This window comes from Streptomyces sp. MB09-02B (assembly GCF_033794485.1).
In the GTDB taxonomy this organism is placed as follows: Bacteria; Actinomycetota; Actinomycetes; order Streptomycetales; family Streptomycetaceae; genus Streptomyces.
Genome location: NZ_JARGEE010000040.1, coordinates 1 through 24866, shown reverse-complemented (window position 1 = coordinate 24866; position 24866 = coordinate 1). Strand labels below are relative to the sequence as shown.

Genomic DNA, 24866 nt, shown 5'->3' with positions numbered 1-24866 from the left:
AGTGGTTGAAACCAGGGACGGTTGGCGGAGCCGTCTGTGCGCGCTGCCCCCCTCCGGCAGCGCGCCGCAGACCCCCGGGTCTCTCCGCGGTCGAACGACCATGCCGTGCGGAGGACTTGACCCACTGTGACCTGCGGCGCGCACCGGGTGGAAGCGATCTTCAGACTTGTCACCCTGATAGGCGAACGCGGGCGGAAACCCGCGCGTGAAGCAGTGGCGGAGCTGTTAGATGTGCGCCGCTCCGGCACCCGCCTCGGCGTTCGCGCCGCGCTTGGTCAGGAACGCCACGAGGACGGCGACCGCGGCCACCCCGGCGGCGACGAGGGACGCCAGGCTCATGCCGGAGATGAACGTGTCGTGCGCGACCGTGGTGATCTTCGCCGCGATCTCGGCCGGGGTGCCCTCGGCGACCGGCGCGGCGCCCTGCTGGACGGCCTGCTTGGCCTGGGCGAGCTGCGCCTCGTCGAGCGGCGGGAGCCCCGCGTCCTTCCAGTTGCCCGCGAAGTCGCTGTCCACCTTGGACGTCATCACGGCGCCCAGGACGGCCGTACCGAGGCTGCCGCCGATCTGCATCGCGGCCTGCTGGAGACCGCCGGCGACACCGGACAGCTCCAGGGGCGCGTTGCCGACGATGACCTCGGTGGCGCCGACCATCACCGGGGCGAGGCCCAGGCCCAGGAGGGCGAACCAGAGGGACATCACGGCGCTGCCGGTGTCGGTCTCCAGCGTCGACATGCCGTACATCGCGATCGCGGTGAGGGCCATGCCGCCGGCCAGCGGGATGCGCGGTCCGGCCTTGGTGATCAGCGCGCCGGCCAGCGGCGAGCCGACGATCATCATGCCGGTGAGCGGCAGCAGGTGCAGACCCGCGTCGATGGGGCTCATGCCGTGCACGTTCTGGAGGTAGAACGTCACGAAGAACAGGCCGCCCATGAAGGCGATGGCCATCAGGACCATCAGGACGACACCCGCCGACAGCGGTACGGAACGGAAGAGGGCCAGCGGAATGAGCGGCTCCTTCACCTTCGTCTCCCAGAGGGCGAAGAGGGCGAAGCCGACGACGGAGACGACCAGGAAGGTCCAGGTCTGGGCGTCGCCCCAGCCCCACTCCGGGGCCTTGATGAGCGCCCACACCAGGCAGAACATGGCTCCGGACAGCAGGACGATGCCGAGGACGTCGAAGGAGCGCGGCGCGTTCTCGGCGCGGTGGTCCAGCAGGATCCAGGCGCCCAGGGCCACGGCGAGGACGCCGACCGGGACGTTGATCCAGAACACCGACTGCCAGCTGACGTTCTCCACCAGGAAGCCGCCGAGGATCGGGCCGCCCGCGGTGGAGGCGCCGATGACCATGCCCCAGATGCCGATGGCCATGTTCAGCTTCTCGGCGGGGAACGTGGCCCGCAGGAGACCGAGCGCGGCCGGCATCAGCAGCGCGCCGAAGAGGCCCTGGAAGACACGGAAGGTCACCACGAAGGCGACCGAGTCCGACAGACCGATGGCCCCGGAGGCGGCGGCGAAGCCGACCACACCTATGAGGAAGGTCTGGCGGTGGCCGAAGCGGTCGCCCAGCTTGCCCGCGGTGATGAGGGTGACGGCGAGGGCGAGGAAGTACGCGTTGGTGATCCACTGGACATCGGCCCAGGTGGCACCCAGATCCTTGGCGATGGCCGGGTTGGCGATCGCCACGATGGTGCCGTCGAGGGCGACCATCATGACGCCGACGGCCACGGTGAGGAGGGTGAACCAGGGATGGCCGCGCAGGCCCCGGCCCCGGTTCGTCGTCGGGTCCGACGGGACGCCTGGCGCCTTGTCCCCCGGTCCCGTCTTGTCGACAGTGGTCTGACTAGTCATGCGAGCGAGGCTAATGACAGCCACTGACAGTTGACAAACAAATTCACAAGTCGGTAACTGTCACGTCACTCGCCGCAGGGGCGGGTGGGAACGAGGGTTCATGGAGACTGCGGCGACGGCGGACGAGCGGCCCGGGCTGCGCGAGCGGAAGAAGCAGCGCACCCATGACGCGCTGATGCGGGCGGCTCTGGAACTGTTCACGACGCGGGGGTACGAGGCGACGACGGTCGACGACATCGCCGAGGCCGTCGACGTGTCGCAGCGCACCTTCTTCCGCTACTTCGCGGGCAAGGAGGAGGCCGCGCTCGCGGTCATGAGCCTCACCCACGAGCACTTCCTGGCGGCGGTGCGCGAACGGCCGGCGCACGAGGCCCCGCTGGAGGCGATGCGCAACGCCGTCCTGGAGGGCTGGGACGCCTTCGGCGAGGCCGTCGACCAGGTGGTTCCGCTCGACCTGCATCTGCGCGCGTACGGGATGGTCGAGTCGACGCCCGCGCTGCTGGCCGCGCATCTGCGCCGGGCGGACGAGGTGGGGCGGCAGATCGAGCGGATCATCGCCGAGCGCGAGGGGCTCGACGTGGAGACCGACCCCCGGCCGCGTGTCGCGGTGGCCGTGTTCGCCGGCGTCATGCGCGTGACCGAACGGCTGTGGGCGCAGGGGGGCGACCTCAGCATGGAGGCGATGCGCGAGCTGACCGCCGCGCACCTGGACGCCCTGCGCCCTTCGTTGGCCGAAAAGTGGCGCACTGACTGAAAAACGTCAGCAAAGGCATCATCGGGACCTTCTCTGCGCACCGTACGGAACGGGCGTGATCGAAACGTGATCCCCCTCACTTGGTTAACGCGAGACCCTTCCGTTCTCTTAGTGTGTCCTTTCAGTGACTTCCTTCGACTCCTCCCCGCAACTGAACGTCTGGCGCGCACTGCTGGCGCTGGCCGTGGTTTTCGTGATGCTGGCGACCACCGGCTGGACCGCGATCCGCAGCCACCGAGAGAAGTCGCCGCTCCAGGCGTCGCTCTCCGCGTGGCAGAGCGGGCACCTCGACGGCCGTGAACTGCCGGACGCCGAATCGCCCCCGCACCGCCTGGCGGCCTTCTTCGCCTCGCTCACCGCGCACCAGCGCACCGGGCTCGCCCACCGCTATCCGCTGGCCGTCGGCAATATGAACGGCGCGCCCGTCGAACTGCGCTACCGGGCCAACCGCATCGCGCTGAAGCAGCAGAGCCGGCACGAACGGGAACGCACGCACGACAAGCGGCTCTCCGAGACCGGCCGGCACGAGGCCGGCCGCCGGATGCACCGCTTCGACATGCTGGCCGTGAAGAAACGGCACATCCTCGCCTTCGACCCCGAGGGCAACGGCCGGGTCGCCGAGGTCTTCGGCGACCTCGACAAGGCCGAGCGCGTCTCGGTGGTCGTCCCCGGCGTCGACACCAATGTGATCAACTTCCAGCGCACCAGCCGCCGGTACTCCGCCCCCGTCGGCATGGCCGAGTCGCTCTACGACGCCGAGCGCGCGGCGAGCCACGGGACGCGTACGGCCGTCATCGCCTGGGCCGACTACACCGCGCCCGACGGCCTGGGCCTGGACTCGGCGACCGCGCTGCGCGCCGACCAGGGCTCGGTCCGGCTGAACGCGCTGGTGCGGAGCCTGCCCGGCGCCTCCACGGTCGCGCTGGTGTGCCACAGCTACGGCTCCGTGGTGTGCGGGGTCGCCGCGCGCTCGCTGCCGTCGCGGGTCACCGACATCGCGGTGGCGGGCAGCCCCGGCATGCGCGCCGATTCGGTCGGCCAGCTGCGGACGGCAGCCAGGGTGTGGGCCATGCGGGACGCCGACGACTGGGTCCAGGACGTGCCCTACCTGGAGGTCGGCGGGCTCGGCCACGGCACCGACCCGGTCTCCGCGGAGTTCGGGGCGCGCATCCTGTCGGCGGCCGACGCCCACGGGCACAGCGGCTATTTCGAGCCGGGCACCGAGAGCCTCCACAACTTCGCCGAGATCGGCATCGGCGCGTACGAATCGGTGCGATGCGCGCCGGAGAACGACGCGTGCCTGACAGGTCTGTCCGACAGCGTTGCGGCCTGACGCGCGTAGAGGGGGGTAAAAGTGCGGTTCGCCTCGGTCGGGACTTCCCCGCGTCGCCCGCATACGATGAGCCGCATGGGTGACGTACTGGCCGGATTTCATGCCGCCTGGGAGTTCGAGTCCGACTCCGTGCTCATCCGCTTCGAACGGGGGATTCGCACACCGAAGCTGTTCGCCGCGCTCGGCGAGCGCCGAATTCCCCTGGAAGCGATCGCGGACGTGACGCTGACACCGGGGAAGCGGGGCACCGTCGTACTGCGTGCCGTACCGCGACCGGGCGCCGATCCGCTGATGGAGGCGGCGGCGGACCAGCTCAAGGAGGGCTCCGACCCGTACCGGCTGGTGCTGCCGGCCGAGCGGGAGACGCTCGCGGAGTACTACGCCGACGAACTGCGGGCCCGACTGACCGGCTCGGATCCCGTCGACCGCTTCCTGGTGGCGGCTCCGGAGGTGCCGCTGCAGTTCAAGGCGTACGACGGCAAGGCGTCGTTCGACGGGCGGTCGGTGTCGTTCCGGTGGTTCTGGACGGGGGCGTCGTCGACGAAGTGGAAGGCCGGGGACCAGAGTTTTCCGGTGGGTGCGCTCGGTGGGGTCGAGTGGCGGTCACCGGAGCTGTTCGAGGGGTATCTGCGGTTGCTGCGCCGCGACGCGTCCGGGGAGCGGCCGGCTCAGCCGGACCATGATCCGGCCGCGGTCGTGTTCGGGCTCGGGTACGGGCCGGTGCACGAGTCGTTGCCGTTCGCTGCCGCGGTCCTCGCCGCGGTGCGCTCCGCAGGGGGTGCGGGCGCCGGGGTGGCACCCGCCGACGCCGGGGCCCGGCGGGATCCGGCCGACATCGCCGACCGGATCCGGCACCTCGGGGAGTTGCACGAGGCGGGGCTGGTCACTGATGAGGAGTTCAGTGTGAAGAAGGCGGAGTTGTTGGCTGAGCTTTGACTTGCTCCTCGGGCTGAAGCCCGAGGATTCTGGCCTTCCGTTCCGTTGCCGTGCCGCTACGCGGCACGGTTTCCGGTCGGGAATCCGTGGCTTCCTGTTTCTTCGCGCCGTGCCAGAACGAGTTCTGGTCCTACCGGCACTCCGCAGGCAGATGCCGCCAGTCCGGCGGCCGTCTTCACGTTGATCGCGGCATTGACGTCCCGGTCGTGGACCGCGCCGCATGCGGCACACGTCCACTCCCGCACGTTCAGGGGCTTGGGCCCGTCCACCGCGCCGCAGGTGGAGCAGGTCTGGGAGGTCGGCTCGAACCGGCCGATCGTGACCAGGGTGCGTCCGTACCGCTGCGCCTTGTACTTCAGCATGCCGATGAACGAGGACCATCCGGCGTCGTGCACGGACTTGGCCAGCCTGGTGCGTGCCAGTCCCACCACCGACAGGTCCTCCACGGCGATCCCTTGGTTCTCGGAGATCAGCCTGGTGGAGAGCTGGTGGTGGAACTCCCGGCGAGCGTCGGCGACCTCGGCATGGGCACGGGCGACCTTGAGGCGGGCCTTGGCCCGGTTCCTGGACCCCTTCTGCTTGCGGGCCAGCTCCCGCTGCGCCTTCTTCAGCTTCTTCTCCGCCCGGCGCAGAAACCTGGGGGAGTCGATCTTCGTGCCGTCGGACAGGACGACGAAATGGGTCAGCCCCAGGTCGATGCCGATGGTCCGGTCGGACTCGGGCATCCGGGCGGCGTCGGCGGCGGGGTCGGTGTCGATGACGAAGGACGCGAAATACCGGCCGGCCGCGTCCATCACGACGGTGACCGAGGTGGGGGTGGCGGGCAGGGTGCGGGACCACTTCACCCTCACCGCCCCAATCTTCGGCAGGTTCAGCCGTCCGCTGCCAGTGATGCTCCAGCGAGCATTGGCGGTGAACCGGACCGACTGCCGGGCGTCCCTGCGGGACTTGAACCGGGGCGCGCCCAGTTTCGGGCCCTTCCGGGTGCCCTTGAGAGAGGCGAAGAATTTGCGGTAGGCGGTCTCGGCATCCCTCAGGGACTACTGCAGGACAACCGCGGAGACCTCGCCCAGCCAGGACCGCTCCCCTGTCCGCTTCGCCTCGGTGATCAGCTTCCGGGACAACTGACCGGCCGTCGGGAACGGCTGCCCGGCCTTACGAGCGTCCTCCCGGGCGCGCACCGCGTCGTTGAACACGACGCGGGCGCACCCGAACGCCCTGGCCAGCGCGGTGCGCTGACCGGCATCCGGGTACAGACGGAAGCTGTACCGGAGCTGCATGACGATCACATTAGGAAGATCGCACACGCGTCACCAGAGAGAACGTGCGAACGAATCATCACCCTGACTCTCCCGCCCCGCCCTCAACGCAGCATCCGGCTCCGCCGGAACAATGCCGCGACGCTCCGCGTCGCCGTCATCAGATTCGCTTCACCCCCGGCCTGAAGGCCGGAGCACTGCGAATGAATCCCGGTAGCCATGCGCCGTTCGTGGAGAGCGCCGTGGAGCAGTAACGGTGCGTCGTGGCTGATCGCGCCCACGCGGCGGAGCCGCAAATCGACACAGCCCCGCGCCCCTGAGCGCACTGCGGTACCCCCGCCCGAGAAGTCGGCCCTACTCCCTGCCCGCCGATGTGAAGCGCATGTCCGCGTAGCGGTCTCCCGCGACCTTGGCCGCTATCGGCTCCAGGAGGGTCATGTCCTCCTCGCCCAGGACGATGCCCGTCGCCGCCACGTTCTCCTCCACCCTCCCCGGCTTGCGGGTGCCCGGGATCGGGATGACCGGGAGGCCGTGCATCGCCGACTGCTGGTGGACCCAGGCCAGGGCTGTCTGGCCGAGGGTGGCGTCGTGGGCGGCGGCGACCTCGCGGATCGGGGTCAGGAGGGCCGCGTTGGCCGCGGCGTTGTCGCCGGTGAAGCGGGGCTGCTGGCGGCGGAAGTCGTCGGTGGTGAGGTCCTCCGCCTTGGCGAAGGAACCGGTGAGGAAGCCCCGGCCGAGCGGGGAGTAGGCGACGAGGGCGACGCCGAGCTCGCGGGCCGTGGGGACCACGTTCGCCTCGATGTCCCGGCTGAAGAGCGACCACTCGGACTGGAGGGCGGCGATCGGGTGCACGGTGTGGGCGGTGCGCAGCTCGGCGGCCGTAACCTCGCTCAGGCCCAGCTGCTTGACCTTGCCCTCGCGCACCAGGTCTGCCATGACGCCGACGGTCTCCTCGATGGGCACGCTCTCGTCGCGCCGGTGCATGTAGTAGAGGTCGATCACGTCGACGCCGAGCCGGCGCAGGCTGCCCTCGACGGACTCCCGGATGTGGGCGGCGTCGTTGCGGATGATCCGTTTCGTCGGGTCGTCGGGGTCGATCGCCAGGCCGAACTTGGTGGCGACGACGACCTCGTCACGGTGTGCCCTGAAGAAGGGGGAGAGGAACCTCTCGTTCTCCCCGGCGCCGTACGCGTGAGCCGTGTCGTACAGCGTGACGCCCAGTTCCAGCGCCCGCTCCAGGGTGGCCCTGGACTCCGCCGCGTCCGAGGGGCCGTACGCGAAGCTCATGCCCATGCAGCCGAGGCCCTGTACGCCGACCTCGGGGCCGTGGGCGCCCAGCCGCGCCGTCGCGATCGTGCCGTTCGTCGTGCCGTCCGTCATGAGGCCCTCTCCGACGCCAGGGCCCGCCCGGCGTCAGCGTAGAAATTGATCTTGCGATCGAGCACGTTCAGGGTGTCCTGGAGCTCGGCGATCCGGGACAGGACGTCGTCCCGGGTCGACTTGAGCAGGTCGAAGCGCTCGGTGTAGGTGTGGTCGCCCTCGCGCACCAGCTCCGCGTAGCGGACCATGTCGGCGACCGGCATACCGGTGAGCCGGAGCTTGCCCACGAGGTCGAGCCAGTCGAGGTCGCGGTTGCGGTAGCGGCGCTGGCCGGTGTGGGAGCGGTCGATGTGCGGCATCAGCCCGATCCGCTCGTACCAGCGCAGGGTGTGCGCCGTCAGCCCGGTGAGGTCCACGACCTCGCTGATCGTGTATCTGTCCTGCCCGTCCGGCCGACGCGGCTTCAGCGGCGGACCGGCGCAACTGTCGGTACCGGCAGCACCGTCGGCACTCTCGACCCTCGTCGTACTCGTGGTCTCCATCACCGTCATGACCCCCACGCTAAAACCCTGGAGTGGGCTCGAAGCAAGCGAATCCGGTGAGAAAACACGAGGACATGACGTTGACGCGCTGGCTAGCGTGCGGACATGAGTCTCGTACGACGTGCCACGGCCGAGGACGCGGCGGAAGTACTCCGGCTGCGCCAGGTGATGCTCGACTCGATGGCTCCCCGGGGAGCGGGCGGTCCGACCGACTGGCACACCGAGTCCCTGCCGCTCCTGCGCCGCCGACTCGACGGTCCCGACGGGGAGTTCGCGGCCTTCGTCGTCGACCACCCGGAGCGCCCGGACGCACTGGCGGCGCTCGTGGTGGGGACGGTCGACTACCGGATCGGGAAGCCCGGCAACCCGCGTGGCGCGGTCGGTCATGTCTTCAGCGTGGCCACCGACCCGGACTGCCGGCGCCGGGGGTACGCCCGCGCCTGCATGGAGGTCCTCGTCGAGTGGTTCCGCGAGGTCGGCGCCGGACACGTCCATCTGACCGCCTCCACCGAGGCCGAGCCGCTGTACGCGTCGATGGGCTTCCGGCGCAGGCCCGACCCCTTGATGCAGCTGAACCTCTGAGCCGCTTAGGCTCGTGCCCATGTCTGTGCAGAGCCTCGCCCTGATCGAGAACTGGCCGGTTCCCACCGCCGCCGCCGCAGTCGTACGGGCGGACGGCACCGTCCTCGGGACCCACGGCCCGCTCGGGCACCCCTTCCCGCTGGCCTCGGTCACCAAGCCGCTCGCCGCGTACGCCGTGCTGGTCGCGTACGAGGAGGGGGCGATCGAGCTGGACGAGGCGGCGGGGCCCGCGGGGTCGACCGTGCGGCATCTGCTGGCGCACACCTCCGGGCTGGCCTTCGACGAGCACCGGGTGACGGCCCCACCCGGGGAGCGGCGGCTGTACTCCAACGCCGGGTTCGAGGTGCTCGGGGACCATGTGGCCAAGGCGACGGACATCCCGTTCTCGGAGTACGCGCGGCAGGCGGTGCTGGAACCGCTGGGCATGACGTCCACCTCGCTCGACGGCTCCCCGGCGAAGGACGGCGTCTCGACCGTCGAGGACCTGGTGCGGTTCGCCGCCGAGGTGCAGGCGCCCCGGCTGCTGGACCCCCGGACGGTCGCGGCGGCGATGACCGTGCAGTACCCGGGCACCAAGGGCGTCCTGCCGGGCTACGGGCACCAGAACCCCAACGACTGGGGGCTCGGCTTCGAGATCCGGGACTCCAAGTCGCCGCACTGGACGGGTACGTCGTCGTCGCCGGGGACCTTCGGGCACTTCGGCCAGTCGGGGACGTTCCTGTGGATCGACCCCGTCGCCGGGCTGGCGTGTGTCGCGTTGACGGACCGGGCGTTCGGGCCATGGGCGGTCGAGGCCTGGACTCCGTTCACGGACGCTGTGCTCGCCGAGGTCGGGAAGGGTGTCTGATTCGTGAAGGAAGCGACAACTCTTCGACGGAGAGGGCGGGTGACCGGCCGGGGCGGCCACAGGCACCGGTCTGTCCGCTAATCTCCCCCGTGCACAACAACCGCACAGCTTTCGGGGGAGATCATGAGCGAGGTTCGCGCGGGCGGGCAGTTCCGGCCGTTGGAGGCCGGTGACCCGACGACCGTGGCGAGCTACCGGCTCGCGGCGCGGCTCGGCTCGGGCGGCATGGGCACGGTGTACCTGTCGTACACGCCGGGCGGCCATCCGATCGCGCTGAAGACGATCCGGCCCGAGCTGAGCGAGGACCCCGAGTTCCGCCGCCGGTTCCAGCAGGAGGTGCGGGCCGCTCAGCGCGTGCAGGGCCTCTACACCGCGCCCGTCCTGGACCACGACACCGAGGGCGCGCAGCCCTGGCTGGCCACCGCCTACGTGCCCGGCCCCTCGCTGCACGCGGCGGTCGCCGAGCACGGCGCGCTGCCGCTGAACTCGGTCCTGCTGCTGCTCGCCGGGGTCGCGGAGGCGCTCTCGGTCATCCACGGCGCGGGCATCGTGCACCGCGACCTGAAGCCCTCCAACGTGCTGCTCGCCGCCGACGGGCCCCGGGTCATCGACTTCGGCATCGCGCGCGCCGCCGACGCCACCGCCCTGACCGGCACCGGCGTCTCCATCGGCACCCCGGCCTTCATGTCGCCCGAGCAGGCGGCCGGGAAGCCGGTCACCCCCGCGTCGGACGTGTTCGCCCTCGGCCAGGTCGCCGCGTTCGCCGCGCGCGGGTCCGGTGCGTACGGCGACGGCCCCTCGCACGCCGTGCTGTACCGGATCGTCCACGAGGAGCCCGACCTCGGCGGTCTCGCCGACGAACTCCGGTTCATCGAGCGCTGTCTGGCCAAGGACCCGGCCGAACGCCCCTCCCCCGCCGAGGTCGTCGCGCTCTGCCAGGAGGCGTCGCCCACCCCGCTCGTGCAGTCGGGCTCGTGGCTGCCGGAGGCGATCGGCGCCGACATCACCCGGCGGGTCTCGGCGTCGGCCGAGCTGCTCGCGCAGCGGAACAAGGCGGCCGAGGCCGCGACCCCGGCGACCCAGACCCCGCCGCCCACCGCCCCGGTCACCCAGCTGGGTTCGCCACCCGTGGACCACGGGGCACAGACCATGCACGCGGCGCCCACCATGCACTCCGGTCCGACGACGCCGCCCCCGCCGGGACCGGTGGGCCCGCCGTCGGCGCCGTACGCTCCGCAGCCGGGGCCCTCGGGCCCGCACACCGTGCCGACCGGGCAGCACGCACCGTACCCGCAGCCGGGGGGCTGGCAGCAGCCGTATCCGCCGGGGCACGGCCACCCGCAGGGGCCTCCTCGTCCGCTGCCCGTTCCGCCGCCCCGCAGCAACGTCGGCAAGTGGATCGGGCTCGGTGTCGCGGCGGTGTTCGGGCTGGGCCTTCTCGGCAGCTGTGCGTCGCTCGTGAAGGGGCTCACGGACTCGTCGAGCGGCTCGTCGAGCGAGTCCTCCGGCGGATCGTCCGGCGGCTCCTCGACAGGCTCCGGCGGCGGCTCCGCGGCCGAGCCGAAGACGGATCCGAAGCCGGTCACGTTCAAGGGCGTCAACATCCCCGCCGACTACTACGTGCGCTTCACGGACTCGCCGCCCCAGCCGGACGGCTCCGGCGACGCGCCCTACAAGGACGACGCCGACCTCTACTACACGACGGACATGATCACCGGTAAGCACGTGGGCAGCAGCAGCGACAAGGTCGTCCTGCTGAACAACTCGCAGAACGGCTCCCTGCAGACCTGCCGCAGCGAGACCCGGTACGCGGAGGAGGTGACGCTCGGCCAGCTCTCCCAGGGCTCCCAGCTGTGCGTGCGCACCAATACCGGACACATCGGGCTGGTCACCTTCCAGGGCACGGCCCCCAGCGGCGACCCCAGCGACTACGTCTCCGTGGACATCACGGTGTGGCGCAACGCCGAGGAGCCGATCGCCGACTGACGGGCCCTCAGCCGCCGAGCTCCCACACCAGCACCTCGGCGGGGCCCGCTACGGCGACCAGCTCCAGCCCCTTCTCGTCCTCGACCCGCACCGAGTCCCCGGGCTCCAGCTCGTGCTGCCCCAGCCGCACCGCGCCCCGGACGACGTGCACGTACGCCCGCGCCGCGTCCGGCACCGCCGTCCTCTCCCCCGCCGTGCCGAGCCGCCGCACGTGCAGCATGGCGCCGGCCTCGGGTACGGCGTACGGGGTGGAGTCGGCGATGCCGCGCACGATCTCGTACGCCGGGTCGCCGCCCGGGTCCAGCGGGGCCAGCCACATCTGCACGAAGGTCAGCGGCGCGGAGCCGTCGTTGCGCTCGACGTGCCGTACGCCACCCGCCGAGCTCAGCCGCTGGACGTCGCCGGGGCGGACGACCGTCTCGTGGCCCGTGGTGTCGCGGTGCGTCAGCTCGCCCTCGACGACCCAGGTGACGATCTCGGTGTGGCTGTGCGGATGCTCGTCGAACCCGGCTCCGGGCGCGAGCCGCTCCTCGTTGCAGGCGATCACCGCGCCGAACCGCAGGTTGTCCGGGTCGTAGTGCGACCCGAAGGAGAAGGCGTGCTGCGAGGCGATCCCGGCCTCCGGGTCCCCACCGGGGTAGCGCGCGGAGGCGCGCCGTAGGTCCATCACGTACTCCACGGTAGCGACCCGCGCCGCATGCGAGTGTCCTGATGAGGCAGTCTTGTCCCGTGCCCGAACCCGAAACCAGCAAATCCGCAACCGCGCCGTACGTCCATCCGCACTCCGCGACGCTGCGGCGGTTGGAGAAGTCGTCCGGAAGCCTCGCCGCGCAGGCCATCGCGCGGATGGACGAGACGCTGCCCTGGTACCGGGCGATGCCGCCGGAGAACCGGTCGTGGATCGGGCTGGTCGCCCAGGCCGGTATCGCCGCCTTCACCGAGTGGTTCCGGCATCCGGACGCCCCGCAGGCCATCTCGACGGACGTGTTCGGGACCGCGCCGCGTGAACTGACCCGGGCGATCACGCTCCGGCAGACCGTGGAGATGGTGCGCACGACCATCGAGGTCATGGAGTCCGCCATCGACGAGGTCGCCGCCCCCGGCGACGAGAGCGTGCTTCGCGAGGCCCTGCTCGTCTACGCGCGGGAGATCGCCTTCGCCACCGCGCAGGTGTACGCGCAGGCCGCCGAGGCACGGGGTGCCTGGGACGCCCGGCTGGAGTCCCTCGTGGTGAACGCGGTGCTCAGCGGCGAGGCCGACGAGGGCGCCGTCAGCAGGGCCGCCGCCCTCGGCTGGAACTCCCCCGACCATGTCTGTGTGGTCCTCGGCACCGCCCCGGACGGCGACAGCGAGCTGACCGTGGAGGCGATCCGGCGTGCGGCCCGGCACGCCAAGCTGCAGGTGCTCACCGGGGTGCTGGGCGACCGCCTCGTGGTGATCGCCGGCGGGAACGACGACCCGTTGCAGGTGGCGAAGTCGCTGATCGGGCCGTACGCGGCGGGGCCGGTGGTGGCCGGGCCGATCGTGCCCGACCTGCTGGCCGCGACCCGGTCCGCGCAGGCCGCCGCCGCCGGACTCAAGGCGTGTTCGGCGTGGCAGGACGCGCCGCGCCCCGTTCTGGCGGACGATCTGCTTCCGGAGCGCGCGATCGCCGGCGATCCCAGTGCGCGCGAGCAACTGGTGGAGGAGATCTACAGACCGCTGGAGGAGGCCGGCTCCGCTCTCCTGGAGACGCTCAGCGTCTATCTCGAACAAGCCTCGAGCCTCGAGGGCGCGGCCCGGATGCTGTTCGTCCATCCCAACACCGTGCGCTACCGGCTTCGACGTGTGACTGACGTCACCGGCTGGTCGCCCTCCGATGTACGCTCGGCCTTCACCTTGAGGATCGCGCTGATCCTGGGGCGTCTGGTGGATGGGGATCCCCAGCTCTAGGGTTTTGTCGGAGGGCTACAAAACCCCCTCGTGTTCTTCGTCCCTGTCCCCACGGGCGGCCTGAGCCGTCCCCAAGAGAGAGTGTGAGAGTGCTCGTACTCGTCGCTCCCGGCCAGGGCGCCCAGACGCCCGGCTTCCTGACTCCTTGGCTCGACCTCCCCGGTGCCGCCGACCGCCTCGGCGCGTGGTCGGACGCCATCGGGCTGGACCTCGCCCACTACGGCACCGAGGCCGACGCCGACGCGATCCGCGACACCGCCGTGGCCCAGCCGCTGCTCGTGGCGGCCGGACTGCTGTCCGCCGCCGCCCTCGGAGACGTGAGCCCCGGCGCCGTGGCCGGCCACAGCGTCGGCGAGATCACCGCCGCCGCGTTCGCCGGTGTCCTCGACGACACGGCCGCGCTGACCCTCGTCCGCAAGCGGGGTCTGGCCATGGCCGAGGCCGCCGCGATCACCGAGACCGGCATGTCCGCGCTGCTCGGCGGCGACCCCGAGGTGACGATCCCGCACCTGGAGAAGCTGGGGCTGACCCCGGCCAACGTGAACGGCGCGGGCCAGATCGTCGCCGCCGGCACCCTGGAGCAGCTGGCCGCCCTGGAGGCGGACAAGCCCGAGGGCGTCCGGCGCGTGGTCGCCCTCAAGGTCGCGGGCGCCTTCCACACGCACCACATGGCCCCCGCCGTGGACAGCCTCGCCAAGGCCGCCGAGGAACTCGCCCCCGGGGACCCGAAGCTCACCTACGTATCGAACAAGGACGGGCAGGCCGTCGCCACCGGCGCCGAGGTGCTCTCCCGTCTCGTCGGTCAGGTCGCCAACCCGGTCCGCTGGGACCTGTGCATGGAGACCTTCAAGGAGCTGGGTGTGACCGCGCTCGTCGAGGTGTGCCCCGGCGGCACGCTCACCGGTCTCGCCAAGCGCGCGCTGCCGGGCGTGGCGACGGTGGCGCTGAAGACACCGGACGACCTCGACGCCGCTCGCGCGCTCATCGCCGAGCACCAGAACTAGGAGCCCTGGAGCTATGTCGAAGATCAGGCCTAGCAAGGGCGCCCCGTACGCGCGCATCCTCGGCGTGGGCGGCTACCGCCCGGTCCGGGTGGTGCCCAACGACGTGATCCTGGAGAAGATCGACTCGTCCGACGAGTGGATCCGCTCCCGCTCCGGCATCGAGACCCGGCACTGGGCGAACGACGAGGAGACCGTCGCCGCCATGTCGATCGAGGCGTCCGGCAAGGCGATCGCCGACGCCGGGATCTCCGCCGAGCAGATCGGCGCGGTCGTCGTCTCGACCGTCTCGCACTTCAGCCAGACCCCGGCCGTCGCCACCGAGATCGCCGACAAGCTGGGCACGGCCAAGGCCGCCGCCTTCGACATCTCGGCCGGCTGCGCGGGCTTCGGCTACGGCCTGACCCTCGCCAAGGGCATGGTCGTCGAGGGCTCGGCCGAGTACGTCCTCGTCATCGGCGTCGAGCGGCTGTCCGACCTCACCGACCTGGAGGACCGGGCCACGGCCTTCCTCTTCGGCGACGGCGCCGGCGCGGTCGTCGTCGGCCCCTCCCAGGAGCCGCACATCGGCCCGACGGTGTGGGGTTCCGAGGGCGACAAGGCCGGCACGATCAAGCAGACGGTGCCGTGGAACGAGTTCCGGATCGGTGACGTCGACACGCTTCCGCTGGACAGCGAGGGCAACGTCAAGTTCCCAGCGATCACGCAGGAGGGCCAGGCGGTGTTCCGCTGGGCCGTGTTCGAGATGGCGAAGGTCGCTCAGCAGGCGCTGGACGCGGCCGGGATCAGCTCCGACGACCTGGACGTCTTCATTCCGCACCAGGCCAACGAGCGGATCATCGACTCGATGGTGAAGACACTCAAGCTGCCGGAGCACGTCACGGTCGCGCGTGACGTGCGCACCACCGGCAACACCTCGGCCGCCTCGATCCCGCTCGCGATGGAGCGGCTCCTGGCGACCGGCGAGGCGAAGAGCGGCGACACCGCGCTCGTCATCGGCTTCGGGGCGGGTCTCGTGTACGCCGCGACGGTCGTTACCCTCCCCTAGGCACCCGCTCCGGATCTTGCGGTCCGGCGCGGGAAACGCACAACCTGCCGCTGACGCGGCGGGCGCCCCACCCTCTCGAAACCGTCTGAAAACTACGAAGGAGCGCCTGACATGGCCGCCACCCAGGAAGAGATCGTCGCCGGTCTCGCCGACATCGTGAACGAGATCGCCGGCATCCCGGTCGAGGACGTCCAGTTGGACAAGTCCTTCACCGACGACCTGGACGTCGACTCGCTGTCCATGGTCGAGGTCGTCGTCGCCGCCGAAGAGCGCTTCGACGTCAAGATCCCGGACGACGACGTCAAGAACCTCAAGACGGTCGGCGACGCGACCGACTACATCCTCAAGCACCAGGGCTGATCCGGCGGATCGGGTCCGGCCCGATCCCCCGCGGAGCAGTCCGTTTGCCCCGCCACCCGGCGGTGGCGCCGCTGAATCCTCGTAACCGTTGGAGAACATTCCCGTGAGCTCGACCAATCGCACCGTGGTCGTCACCGGTATCGGCGCAACCACACCGCTGGGTGGCGACGCGACTTCCACCTGGGAGGGGCTGGTCGCCGGCAAGTCCGGTGTCGGTCCCCTGGAGCAGGAGTGGGCCGCCGACCAGGCGGTCCGTATCGCCGCGCAGATCGCCGTGGAACCGTCCGAGGTCATTCCCCGGCCGCAGGCCCGCCGGCTGGACCGCTCGGCGCAGTTCGCGCTGATCGCGGCCAAGGAGGCGTGGACCGACGCCGGTTACACGGAGACCTCGGCCGACGAGGGCACCGTCGACGCGGACCGCGTCGGCGCGGTCATCGCCTCCGGTATCGGCGGTGTGACGACCCTGCTCGACCAGTACGACGTGCTGAAGGAGAAGGGCGTACGCCGCGTCTCCCCGCACACCGTGCCGATGCTGATGCCCAACGGCCCGTCCGCCAACGTCGGTCTGTACGTCGGCGCGCGCGCCGGTGTGCACACCCCGGTCTCCGCCTGTGCGTCGGGCGCCGAGGCCATCGGCTACGCCATCGAGATGATCCGCACCGGCCGCGCCGACGTCGTGATCGCCGGTGGCACCGAGGCCGCCATCCACCCGCTGCCGATCGCCGCGTTCGGCAACATGATGGCGATGTCCAAGAACAACGAGGACCCGCAGGGCGCCTCCCGTCCGTACGACACCGGCCGTGACGGCTTCGTCCTCGGCGAGGGTGCCGGCGTCGTCGTCCTGGAGTCGGCGGAGCACGCGGCGGCCCGGGGTGCCCGGGTCTACGCCGAGGCCGTGGGCCAGGGCATCTCCGCCGACGGCCACGACATCGTGCAGCCGGAGCCGGAGGGGCGTGGGATCGCCCACGCCCTGCAGAACCTGCTGGACCGCACCGACCTGGACCCGGCGGAGATCGTGCACGTCAACGCGCACGGGACGTCGACGCCGGCCGGTGACATCGCGGAGCTGAAGGCGCTGCGGAAGGTGTTCGGCGACGACACCGACCACTTCGCGGTGTCGGCGACGAAGTCGATGACCGGGCATCTGCTCGGTGGGGCCGGTGGGGTGGAGACGGTGGCGACGGTGCTCGCGCTGTACCACCGGGTGGCTCCGCCGACGATCAATGTGAACGACCTGGACCCCGAGGCCGAGGCCAACGCGGACATCGTGCGCGGGGAGGCCCGCAAGCTGCCCGTCGAGGGTCGTATCGCCGCGCTCAACGACTCGTTCGGGTTCGGTGGGCACAACGTGGTGCTGGCGTTCCGGACGGTGTGATCTCCGCTGCCGTGAACGGTGAGTGGCCCGCACCCCGGGTTGGGGGGCGGGCCACTCGCCGTTGTGTGGTGCGTTGTCGGCCGGGTGCGGGGTACGTGGGGCTTCTCGCGCCCACGCGGCGAGCCGCACATGTCACAGCCCCGCGCCCCTGAAAGGCCGGGGGCGCCGCCTCGTTTTCAGACCACCTGGTGGAGCCAGCGGACCGGGGCGCCCTCTCCCGCGTAGCGGAAGGGTTCCAGTTCGTCGTCCCAGGGCTTGCCCAGGAGCTTCGCGAGGTCGGCCTCCAGGTCGGTCTCGCCCCGTTGGCTGCGGAGCAGGGCGGCGCGGAGGCGGTCCTCGGGGATGAGGATGTCGCCGTGGATGCCCGTGACGGCGTGGAAGATGCCCAGTTCGGGGGTGCAGCTGTAGCGCTCGCCCTCGGCGGTGGCGCAGGGCTCGGCGGTGACCTCGAAGCGCAGGAGGTGCCAGCCGCGCAGGGCGGACGCCAGCTTGGAGGCGGTGCCGGTCTGGCCCTTCCAGGAGAACTCGGAGCGCCAGGTGCCCGGGGCGGCCGGCTGCCGGATCCAGTCGAGGTTCACGCGGGTCCCGAGGACACCGGCGACGGCCCACTCGACGTGCGGGCACAGCGCACGCGGCGCGGAGTGCACGTACAGGACTCCACGTGTCGTCACCGGGGCCTCCACAGAACAGGGCATCTTGTCGTTTTGACGGAACGGCAGTGGCAGGGCGGCCACGTGGCGAGGCTACCGTGCGGCGGGGCAAGGAGTGTGACGTACCGTCGGAGCCGACGCCAGGACGCGGCGCTGTTTCACCCGGGGGGACGCGTGTGCGGTACGGAACAGTTGCACCCTTCGCCACACCTTTCACAGCACCCTTCACCGCAGCGTTCTCGTCGGTCTTCCGTGTCGGGAACTCCCGCGCGTTGTCATGGGTGGGAACTTGCACGTGTAGGACCGACCGAGGGGACCAGGGAATGCGGAAGCGACGCCACCGTTCGAGGACGGTGTGGGGCGCGGTCTCGGCGGCGGTCCTGCTGGCCGTGACCGGGTGCGACGCGACCGGTGGCGACTCCCCCGGCCCCGAGGGGACGGGGCCGCGCGCCGCCGCGTCGCCCACGCCCACACCCGCCTGGGACAGCACCCCCGAGTCGCTGGTCGCGGTGGGTGACTCCATCACCCGGGGCTTCGACGCGTGCAAGGTCCTCTCCGACTGCCCCGAGGTGTCCTGGGCGACCGGCAGCGACGCCTCGGTCGACAGTCTCGCCGTACGGCTGCTGGGCCGCTCCGGCGCGCTGGAGCGGAGCTGGAACTACGCGGCCACGGGGGCCAGGATGGCCGACCTGCCGAACCAGATGGCGCGGGCTGTGACCCGTGAGCCCGAGTTGGTCACGGTGATGGTCGGGGCGAACGACGCGTGCCGCGCGACCGTCGCCGCCATGACGCCCGTCGCCGACTTCCGGGCGGACTTCGAGGACTCGATGGCGACGCTGCGGGACGCCCTGCCCAAGGCGCAGGTGTTCGTGGCGAGCGTGCCGGATCTGAAGCGGCTGTGGTCCGAGGGCCGTACCAGCCCGGTCGGCAAGCAGGTGTGGAAGCTGGGCATCTGTCCGTCCATGCTGGCCGACCCGGATGCCCTCACCACGGCGGCCGGGGAGCGGCGTGACGCCGTCCAGGACCGGGTGGAGGCGTACAACGACGTGCTGCGCGAGGTCTGCGAGAAGGACCGCCACTGCCGGTACGACGGGGACGCCGTCTTCGACTACCGCTTCGGGCAGGCCCAGCTCAGCCAGTGGGACTGGTTCCACCCGAGCGTGGACGGGCAGGCGCGGCTGGCGGAGATCGCTTACCGGGTCGTCAGCGCCAAGGAGTCGTGACCTAGGGTTTCGCGCATGAGCGAACCTTTCGGCACACTTCCCGACGGCACGGCTGTGCACCGATGGACGCTGGAGCGCGGCGGCACACGGGTGCGGGTCCTGACGTACGGCGGGATCGTGCAGTCCGTGGAGCTTCCCGACCGGGACGGGCGGACGGCCGACGTGGTGCTGGGGTTCGCCGACCTCGACGGGTACCTGCGCCATCAAGGGCCGTTCTTCGGGGCGCTCATCGGCCGGTACGCCAACCGGATCGCCGGCGGGCGCTTCACCCTCGACGGGCGGACGTACGAGCTGGTGCGCAACAACCCGCCGAACTCGTTGCACGGCGGTCCGCTCGGGTTCGACAAGCGGGTGTGGGCGGCGGAGGCCGTCGCGGCCGGTGCCGGGGTGCGGCTGTCGCGGGTGAGTCCGGACGGGGAGGAGGGGTTCCCCGGGCGGCTGGAGGTCTCCGCCACGTACACGCTGGAGGAGGACGGGGGCGCGCTGCGGATCGCGTACGAGGCGGTGACGGACGCGCCGACCGTGGTGAACCTGACCAATCACTCGTACTGGAACCTGGTCGGGGCCGCGTCGGGGAGCGCCGGCGGGCACGAGCTGCGGATCGACGCGTCGCGGGTGACGCCGGTGGACGCGGACCTCATTCCGACCGGTGAGTCGGCGGAGGTCGAGGGGACCCGGTTCGACTTCCGGGTGGCCCGGAAGGTGGGAAGTGGGTACGACCACAACTTCGTGCTCGACAAGGGGGTCACGGAGGGTCCGGAGGTGGTGGCCGAGCTGTGGGAGCCGGGGTCCGGGCGGGTGTTGAGCGTGGCGACGACCGAGCCGGGGATGCAGCTTTATACCGCGGATCATCTGGAGGGGCCTTTTGGGCCCGGGGACGGGGTCGCGCTGGAGACGCAGCACTTTCCCGATTCGCCGAACCGGCCGCGGTTTCCTAGTACGGAGGTGCGGCCGGGCGGCGTTTATCGGTCGGAGACGGTTTATGGGTTCGGGGTGCGTTCGTAGGTGTGTCGGGTGCGGGTGGGTGGGGGCTGGGCGCGCCCACGCGGCGGAGCCGCATATTGACACGGCCCCGCGCTCCTAAGGGGTTGCCCTATGCCTCGATCGGTGCTGTAAGGCGGGGGTCGGCCAGGGAACGGCCCGCCTCCAGGGCGTACGAACCCTTCACGTACACCCACGCGTTGGTCGTCTCGTCCCAGATCTCGAAGGCGCGGCGTGGGAGTTGGACGACGGCCTCCGCCGTCTCGCCCGGGGCCGCCTGCACCGTCGCGAAGCCCGCCAGCCAGCGGGTCGGGCGGGTGGCGTCCGGGGTCGTGGGGGCCAGGTAGAGCTGGATGGTCTCCCGGCCCTCGCGGGTGCCCGAGTTGCGTACCCGTACCGTCGCCGTCGTTCCGCTGACGTCGAGGGACTCGTACGTCCAGTCGGTGTAGCCGAGGCCGTGGCCGAAGGGGTACGTGGGGGTCCTGGTCCCCTTGTCCCAGGCCCGGTAGCCGATGAAGACGTCCTCGTCGTAGGTGAGTTCGCCGGAGGTAGGGGTCACCCGGGTGACGGGGGCCTCGGACAGGGTGCCCCAGGTGGTGGGGAGGCGGCCGCCGGGCTCGTGGGTGCCGGTGAGGACGTCGGCGAGGGCGGTGCCGCCCTCCTGGCCGGGGAACCAGGTGAGGAGGACGGCGGCCACCTCGTCGCGCCACGGGAGTTCCACCGGGGAGCCCGCGTTGACGACCACGATCGTGGCGGGGTTGGCGGCGGCCACCGCGCGGACCAGGTCGTCCTGGCGGCCGGGGAGGCGGAGGTCCTTGCGGTCGAAGCCCTCGGACTCGACGCGTTCGGTGGTGGCGACCACGACGACGGCCGTGTCGGCGGCGCGGGCGGCCTCGACGGCCTCGGCGATCAGGTCGTCGGGGTGGCGCTGCGGTTCCTGGTGGCAGAGCGTGAAGGCGAGCATCGTGATCGGGGCGTCGGCGGCGAGTTCCACGACATGCGTGAGGGAGACCCGTACCGGGGTGCCCTCGGTCAGTTCGACCTGGGCCAGCGGGACGGGGGCGCCGAAGAACGAGACGAAGGGGTCGTCCGTGTCGGTGGCCTGGACACCGTCGAAGTGGGTGGTGCCGTCGACGGTGAGGGTGTAGGCGCCGAGGCCCTTGATGCCGAAGGTGTGGGTGCCGGTCTCGCGCGGGACGAAGGTGCCGGTCACCTCGACGGTGTGCAGGGTGGTGTGGGTGACGCCCTGGGGGAGGTCCGAACCCATCCACTGGATGTGGCCGTTGGGCGAGGAGCGGGTGCCGATGACCGTGCCGGAGGCGTCACGGCAGACGGCTTCGAGGGTGAACCCCTTGTCGGCGACGCCCAGTTCCTCGTTGGGGTCCGCGCCGACGGCGTACGTCAGGGCGCCCTCGGGGAGGGCCGCGGTGAGACCGTCGAGCGGGGAGACGACGTGGTCGGGGAAGACGGTGGCCGAGCCGCCGCCGAGGACGCGGGCGTCGCGGGCCGCTGCGCCGCTGAGAGCGACCGTCGAGCCCGGCCGGAGCGGGAGGGCGGCCTGGCCGTCCTGAGCCTCGTTGCGGACGAGGACGAAGGAGCGGCGGGCGATCTCGCGGGTCAGGGCCTCGCCGTCGACGGGGGCGGGGAGTTCGGTGACCACCGGGTCGGCGCCTTCCAGGATGCCGACGCGGGCGGCCAGGCGCAGGACGCGGCGGACCGCCTCGTCGAGTTCGGCCTCCGTGACCTCGCCGGCGCGGACGGCGGCGGCCAGGGGCTCGCCGTACACGGTGACCGGGCCGGGCATGGCGACGTCGAGGCCGCCGGTGAGGGCGTCGGTCGTCGAGCGTGCGGCCAGCCAGTCGGAGACGTTGAAGCCGTCGAAGCCCCACTCGCCGCGCAGGACCTCGTTCACGAGGTAGCGGTGTTCGGTCATCGTGGTGCCGTTGACCTGGTTGTAGGCGGTCATGACGCCCCAGGGGTGGGCGTTCGCCACGATCGCCTCGAACGGGGCCAGGTACAGCTCGCGCAGGGCGCGTTCGGAGACCAGGTTGTCCACCGTGAAGCGGTCGGTCTCGGCGTCGTTGGCGACGAAGTGCTTGACCGTGGTGCCGACGCCGCCGGACTGCACGCCCGTCACATAGCCCGAGCCGATCTCGCCGGTGAGGTACGGGTCCTCGCTGTACGCCTCGAAGTGGCGGCCGCCCAGCGGTGAGCGGTGCAGGTTGACCGTGGGGGCGAGGAGGACGTGGACGCCCTTGCGTCGGGCCTCCTGGGCCAGCAACACCCCTGCCCGGCGGGCGAGTTCGGGGTCCCAGGTGGCGGCCAGGGCGGTCGGGGAGGGCAGCGCGACGGACGGGTCCTCGGCGGTCCAGCGCACTCCCCGGACGCCGATGGGGCCGTCGGACATGACGAGTGAGGCCAGGCCGATCTCGGGGAGCGCGGGCAGCGTCCACATGTCCTGGCCGGAGAGCAGCCTCGCCTTGGCATCCAGGTCCAGCCTGGCGAGGGCCTTCTCGACCGCCGCTTCGCGGGCCTCGTCGGCCGGGGTGGGGTGGGTGCCCGGGGTTGCCGCCATCGCGGTGCCTCCTCTTCGAGTCCGGTGCTGTCTCCGTCATCGTGCACGCATCACCTGTAGATCGGTAGGTTTCGTTATGTTGCCGTTATATTCACAGCCGTCCGGTGGGTTCGGATGCCGTACGGTGACGGCATGAGCGGGACCAGTGGGACCAGGAGCGTCAGGGGCGAGGAGCGGCGGGCGGAGATCGTGCTGGCGGCACTGGAGGTGATCGCCGAACGCGGTTACCGGGGTGCGAGCATGGCCGCGGTCGCCGAGCGCGTCGGACTCACCCAGCAGGGGCTGCTGCACTACTTCCCCACCAAAGAGGCGCTGCTCGTCGCCGTCCTCAGGGAGCGGGACCGCTGGGACGCCGTCCCCGACAGCCCGCTGCGGCTCGATCTGATGGGTTCCCTGGTCGAGTACAACGCCATGCGGCCCGGGATCGTGCAGACCTTCTCCGCGCTGCTCGGCGAGAGCGTCACCGAGGGGCATCCCGCGCGCGAGTTCTTCACCGAGCGGTACGAGCGGGTGCGGGGCTCCATGGCCGAGGTGCTGCGCGCCGAGTACGGCGACCGCCTCCCGAGCGGGCTCACCCCGGAGCGTGCGGCGCCGCTGCTGGTGGCCGTGATGGACGGCCTGCAGTACCAGTGGCTGCTGGACCCGGGCGCCGTGGACATGCCGGGGGCGTTCCGGGACTTCCTGGCGCTGCTGGGCGAGGACGCCGGCTGAGCTCAGGCCGTCGCGGGTGGCGGCGCGGATTCCGGTGCCGCGGCGTGCGGGCGGCGGGCGGCTGAGCCGCCGGGGGCCGCAGGCGCGTCTTCCGCTGCCGGCCCCTCCCGGCACATGGCATGGCGGGTGCCCCTTGTGGCACGCGATACTGCCGCCGTCCGGAGCACTACCCCCACGGCACCGAACAGCGATGGAAGGACCCGAACTTCCTTGACTTCCCTACTGACTTACCGGCAGTTACGCGGAGCGACGATAGGTCTGGCGGCCCTGCTCGCCGGTCTCTGCGCCCCCACCTCCGCCTCCGCCTCTGCCTCTGCCCCGGCGGCGGCGGCGGTCTCCTCGGCCGCCGCGCCCACCGTCGAGGAGCAGCGGCTCGATCGGGCCGTGCCCCAGGAGATCCTGCGGCGGTCCGGATTCGACACCGTGGCGCCGGAGTTCGCGCGGGCCCTGGACGGGGCGCGGTCGTACGCGCAGGCCGAGCGGATCGTCGTACGGCAGGGCGGGCGGCTGTGGACGCGGGCCGTGGACCGGGCGCAGGGGCGAGGGCCGGCGGGCGGTGACCTGAGCCGGGACGACGACCGGCCGCTGTACTGGGCGCGGTTGGGGATGACGCGGGAAGTGCGGGGCTTTGAGCCCGCGTTCGAGCTGAGTGAGCGGCAGAGGGCGCGGCTGCTGGACGAGTTGGAGACCTCTTCGCGCGGGCAGGACTCCCTGCGCTTTCCGCCGCGTGACAAGGGGGTGAAGCGGGTTCTCGTCACCGGGTTCGATCCGTTCACGCTGGACCGGGACGTGCGGATCTCCAATCCCTCCGGGGCGACCGCGCTGGCCCTCGACGGGACGGTGATCCGGACCGCCGAGGGGCTCGCCCGTGTCGAGACCGCTGTCTTCCCCGTCCGCTGGCAGGACTTCGCGGACGGCACGGTCGAGCGCGCGCTGCGCGAGCGGTTGCCCCGCGTGGATCTCTTCGCGACCGTCAGCCAGGGCCGGGTGGGGCGTTTCGACATCGAGCGGACCAACGGGGCCTGGCGCGGCGGCTTCGCCGACAACAACAGCGTCGGCCGCGCCGAGACCATCCCGGTCGGCGATCCCGCCACCCGGCCCCAGTGGACGACCACGACCCTGCCGTACGCGGACATCGTCGCCGCGGACACCGGTCGCTTCCCCGTCTACGACAACACCAGCGTGACCGAGATACCGGCGGGCGGCACGGCGGCAGTCGTCCGCCCGGACGGGCCGACGCCGGGCTCGACCGCGCGGGCCGGGGGCGGCGGCGACTACCTCTCCAACGAGATCGCCTACCGGGCGACGCTCCTGCGCGACCGGCTGGGGCTGGGCTCGACGCTGCCGGGCGGGCATGTGCACACGCCCGTCCTGCAGTTCGGGACCGGCAACACCGACCCGGCGACCGGGGCGGTGACCGATCCCGAGTTCGTGCGCAACCGGCTGGACATCATCGCCCAGGTGCGGACGATCGTGTCGGTCGCCGTGGACGCCACGGCTCCCGGCGCCTGAGGACGCTCCGGCCGCGCGGTGACGCGACGCCCGGTCAGGCGCCGACCCCGGGCTTGCGGAACATGGGCGGGGCCGGAGCGTCCTCAGG

At 71.4% G+C, this 24866-nt stretch carries 21 protein-coding genes and 1 pseudogene; 15 read left to right on the top strand and 7 right to left on the bottom strand.

The genetic code is table 11. From position 1 onward, the window contains the following. Positions 1-225 precede the first annotated feature (225 nt). Positions 226-1851: an MFS transporter gene (locus tag P1P70_RS08935; RefSeq protein WP_319235997.1), complete on the bottom strand. Its 1626-nt coding sequence runs from the start codon at positions 1849-1851 to the stop codon at positions 226-228. A 100-nt stretch (positions 1852-1951) separates the two neighbouring features. Between P1P70_RS08935 and P1P70_RS08930 the strand changes: the two genes are divergently transcribed. The 3 genes from P1P70_RS08930 to P1P70_RS08920 all read left to right on the top strand — a co-directional run bounded on the left by P1P70_RS08930 (position 1952) and on the right by P1P70_RS08920 (position 4874). Beyond that, entirely contained in the window at positions 1952-2605 is a 654-nt protein-coding gene (locus P1P70_RS08930; RefSeq protein WP_319235995.1) for a TetR family transcriptional regulator, read from the top strand. A 124-nt stretch (positions 2606-2729) separates the two neighbouring features. Continuing rightward, on the top strand, positions 2730-3938 hold the full coding sequence (locus P1P70_RS08925; RefSeq protein ID WP_319235993.1) for an alpha/beta hydrolase: 1209 nt from the start codon (positions 2730-2732) through the stop codon (positions 3936-3938). Positions 3939-4013: 75 nt separating this feature from the next. Then, positions 4014-4874, top strand: coding sequence for a DUF4429 domain-containing protein (locus tag P1P70_RS08920; protein WP_319235991.1), 861 nt, complete (start codon positions 4014-4016; stop codon positions 4872-4874). 56 nt (positions 4875-4930) lie between these two features. On the opposite strand, the pseudogene P1P70_RS08915 reads toward P1P70_RS08920, so the two are convergent. From P1P70_RS08915 to P1P70_RS08905, 3 genes and pseudogenes are all read right to left on the bottom strand, one after another. After that, positions 4931-6154, bottom strand: a pseudogene (locus P1P70_RS08915) (RNA-guided endonuclease InsQ/TnpB family protein). 333 nt (positions 6155-6487) lie between these two features. Further along, positions 6488-7513 carry an aldo/keto reductase gene (locus P1P70_RS08910; protein ID WP_319235989.1) on the bottom strand — a complete coding sequence of 342 codons (1026 nt, stop codon included), beginning with the start codon at positions 7511-7513 and terminating at the stop codon, positions 6488-6490. Beyond that, positions 7510-8004 (bottom strand): MerR family transcriptional regulator, encoded by a 495-nt coding sequence (locus tag P1P70_RS08905; RefSeq protein WP_319235987.1) that lies wholly within the window; start codon positions 8002-8004, stop codon positions 7510-7512. The genes P1P70_RS08910 and P1P70_RS08905 overlap by 4 nt, the downstream gene beginning before the upstream one ends. 96 nt (positions 8005-8100) lie before the next feature. Here P1P70_RS08905 and P1P70_RS08900 point away from each other — a divergent pair, with 96 nt between their 5' ends. The 3 genes from P1P70_RS08900 (at position 8101) to P1P70_RS08890 (ending at position 11410) form a co-directional block, all read left to right on the top strand. Further along, positions 8101-8577: a GNAT family N-acetyltransferase gene (locus P1P70_RS08900; protein WP_319235985.1), complete on the top strand. Its 477-nt coding sequence runs from the start codon at positions 8101-8103 to the stop codon at positions 8575-8577. Positions 8578-8596: 19 nt separating this feature from the next. Continuing rightward, positions 8597-9424, top strand: coding sequence for a serine hydrolase domain-containing protein (locus tag P1P70_RS08895; RefSeq protein ID WP_319235983.1), 828 nt, complete (start codon positions 8597-8599; stop codon positions 9422-9424). Between the two features lie 123 nt (positions 9425-9547). Then, positions 9548-11410, top strand: coding sequence for a serine/threonine-protein kinase (locus P1P70_RS08890; protein ID WP_319235982.1), 1863 nt, complete (start codon positions 9548-9550; stop codon positions 11408-11410). 7 nt (positions 11411-11417) lie between these two features. Here P1P70_RS08890 and P1P70_RS08885 read toward each other — a convergent pair whose 3' ends face one another. Beyond that, positions 11418-12077: a pirin family protein gene (locus tag P1P70_RS08885; protein ID WP_319236020.1), complete on the bottom strand. Its 660-nt coding sequence runs from the start codon at positions 12075-12077 to the stop codon at positions 11418-11420. Positions 12078-12139: 62 nt separating this feature from the next. Between P1P70_RS08885 and fasR the strand changes: the two genes are divergently transcribed. The 5 genes from fasR to fabF all read left to right on the top strand — a co-directional run bounded on the left by fasR (position 12140) and on the right by fabF (position 17126). Next, positions 12140-13342, top strand: coding sequence for a fatty acid biosynthesis transcriptional regulator FasR (fasR, locus tag P1P70_RS08880; RefSeq protein ID WP_319235980.1), 1203 nt, complete (start codon positions 12140-12142; stop codon positions 13340-13342). A gap of 89 nt (positions 13343-13431) precedes the next feature. Beyond that, positions 13432-14346, top strand: a complete 915-nt coding sequence (locus P1P70_RS08875) for an ACP S-malonyltransferase (protein ID WP_319235978.1) — start codon at positions 13432-13434, stop codon at positions 14344-14346. 13 nt (positions 14347-14359) lie between these two features. Beyond that, positions 14360-15391: a ketoacyl-ACP synthase III gene (locus tag P1P70_RS08870; RefSeq protein WP_319235976.1), complete on the top strand. Its 1032-nt coding sequence runs from the start codon at positions 14360-14362 to the stop codon at positions 15389-15391. Positions 15392-15502: 111 nt separating this feature from the next. Beyond that, positions 15503-15751 carry an acyl carrier protein gene (locus P1P70_RS08865; protein ID WP_045557916.1) on the top strand — a complete coding sequence of 83 codons (249 nt, stop codon included), beginning with the start codon at positions 15503-15505 and terminating at the stop codon, positions 15749-15751. A 103-nt stretch (positions 15752-15854) separates the two neighbouring features. Continuing rightward, positions 15855-17126: a beta-ketoacyl-ACP synthase II gene (gene fabF, locus P1P70_RS08860; protein WP_319235975.1), complete on the top strand. Its 1272-nt coding sequence runs from the start codon at positions 15855-15857 to the stop codon at positions 17124-17126. A 176-nt stretch (positions 17127-17302) separates the two neighbouring features. Here fabF and P1P70_RS08855 read toward each other — a convergent pair whose 3' ends face one another. After that, the gene (locus P1P70_RS08855) at positions 17303-17797 is read right to left on the bottom strand and encodes a DUF3145 domain-containing protein (protein WP_319235974.1); all 495 of its coding nucleotides are present in this window, start codon (positions 17795-17797) and stop codon (positions 17303-17305) included. 302 nt (positions 17798-18099) lie between these two features. Between P1P70_RS08855 and P1P70_RS08850 the strand changes: the two genes are divergently transcribed. Continuing rightward, a complete protein-coding gene (locus P1P70_RS08850; RefSeq protein ID WP_319235973.1) occupies positions 18100-18999 on the top strand; it encodes an SGNH/GDSL hydrolase family protein in 900 nt (299 codons plus the stop codon). Positions 19000-19014: 15 nt separating this feature from the next. After that, on the top strand, positions 19015-20004 hold the full coding sequence (locus P1P70_RS08845) for an aldose epimerase family protein (RefSeq protein ID WP_319235971.1): 990 nt from the start codon (positions 19015-19017) through the stop codon (positions 20002-20004). 88 nt (positions 20005-20092) lie between these two features. On the opposite strand, the gene P1P70_RS08840 is transcribed toward P1P70_RS08845, so the two are convergent. Then, positions 20093-22555: a glycoside hydrolase family 3 protein gene (locus P1P70_RS08840; RefSeq protein WP_319235968.1), complete on the bottom strand. Its 2463-nt coding sequence runs from the start codon at positions 22553-22555 to the stop codon at positions 20093-20095. A 114-nt stretch (positions 22556-22669) separates the two neighbouring features. Here P1P70_RS08840 and P1P70_RS08835 point away from each other — a divergent pair, with 114 nt between their 5' ends. Next, positions 22670-23266 carry a TetR/AcrR family transcriptional regulator gene (locus P1P70_RS08835; protein ID WP_319235966.1) on the top strand — a complete coding sequence of 199 codons (597 nt, stop codon included), beginning with the start codon at positions 22670-22672 and terminating at the stop codon, positions 23264-23266. A 210-nt stretch (positions 23267-23476) separates the two neighbouring features. Then, positions 23477-24778 (top strand): pyroglutamyl peptidase, encoded by a 1302-nt coding sequence (locus tag P1P70_RS08830; RefSeq protein ID WP_413471442.1) that lies wholly within the window; start codon positions 23477-23479, stop codon positions 24776-24778. Positions 24779-24866 lie beyond the last annotated feature (88 nt).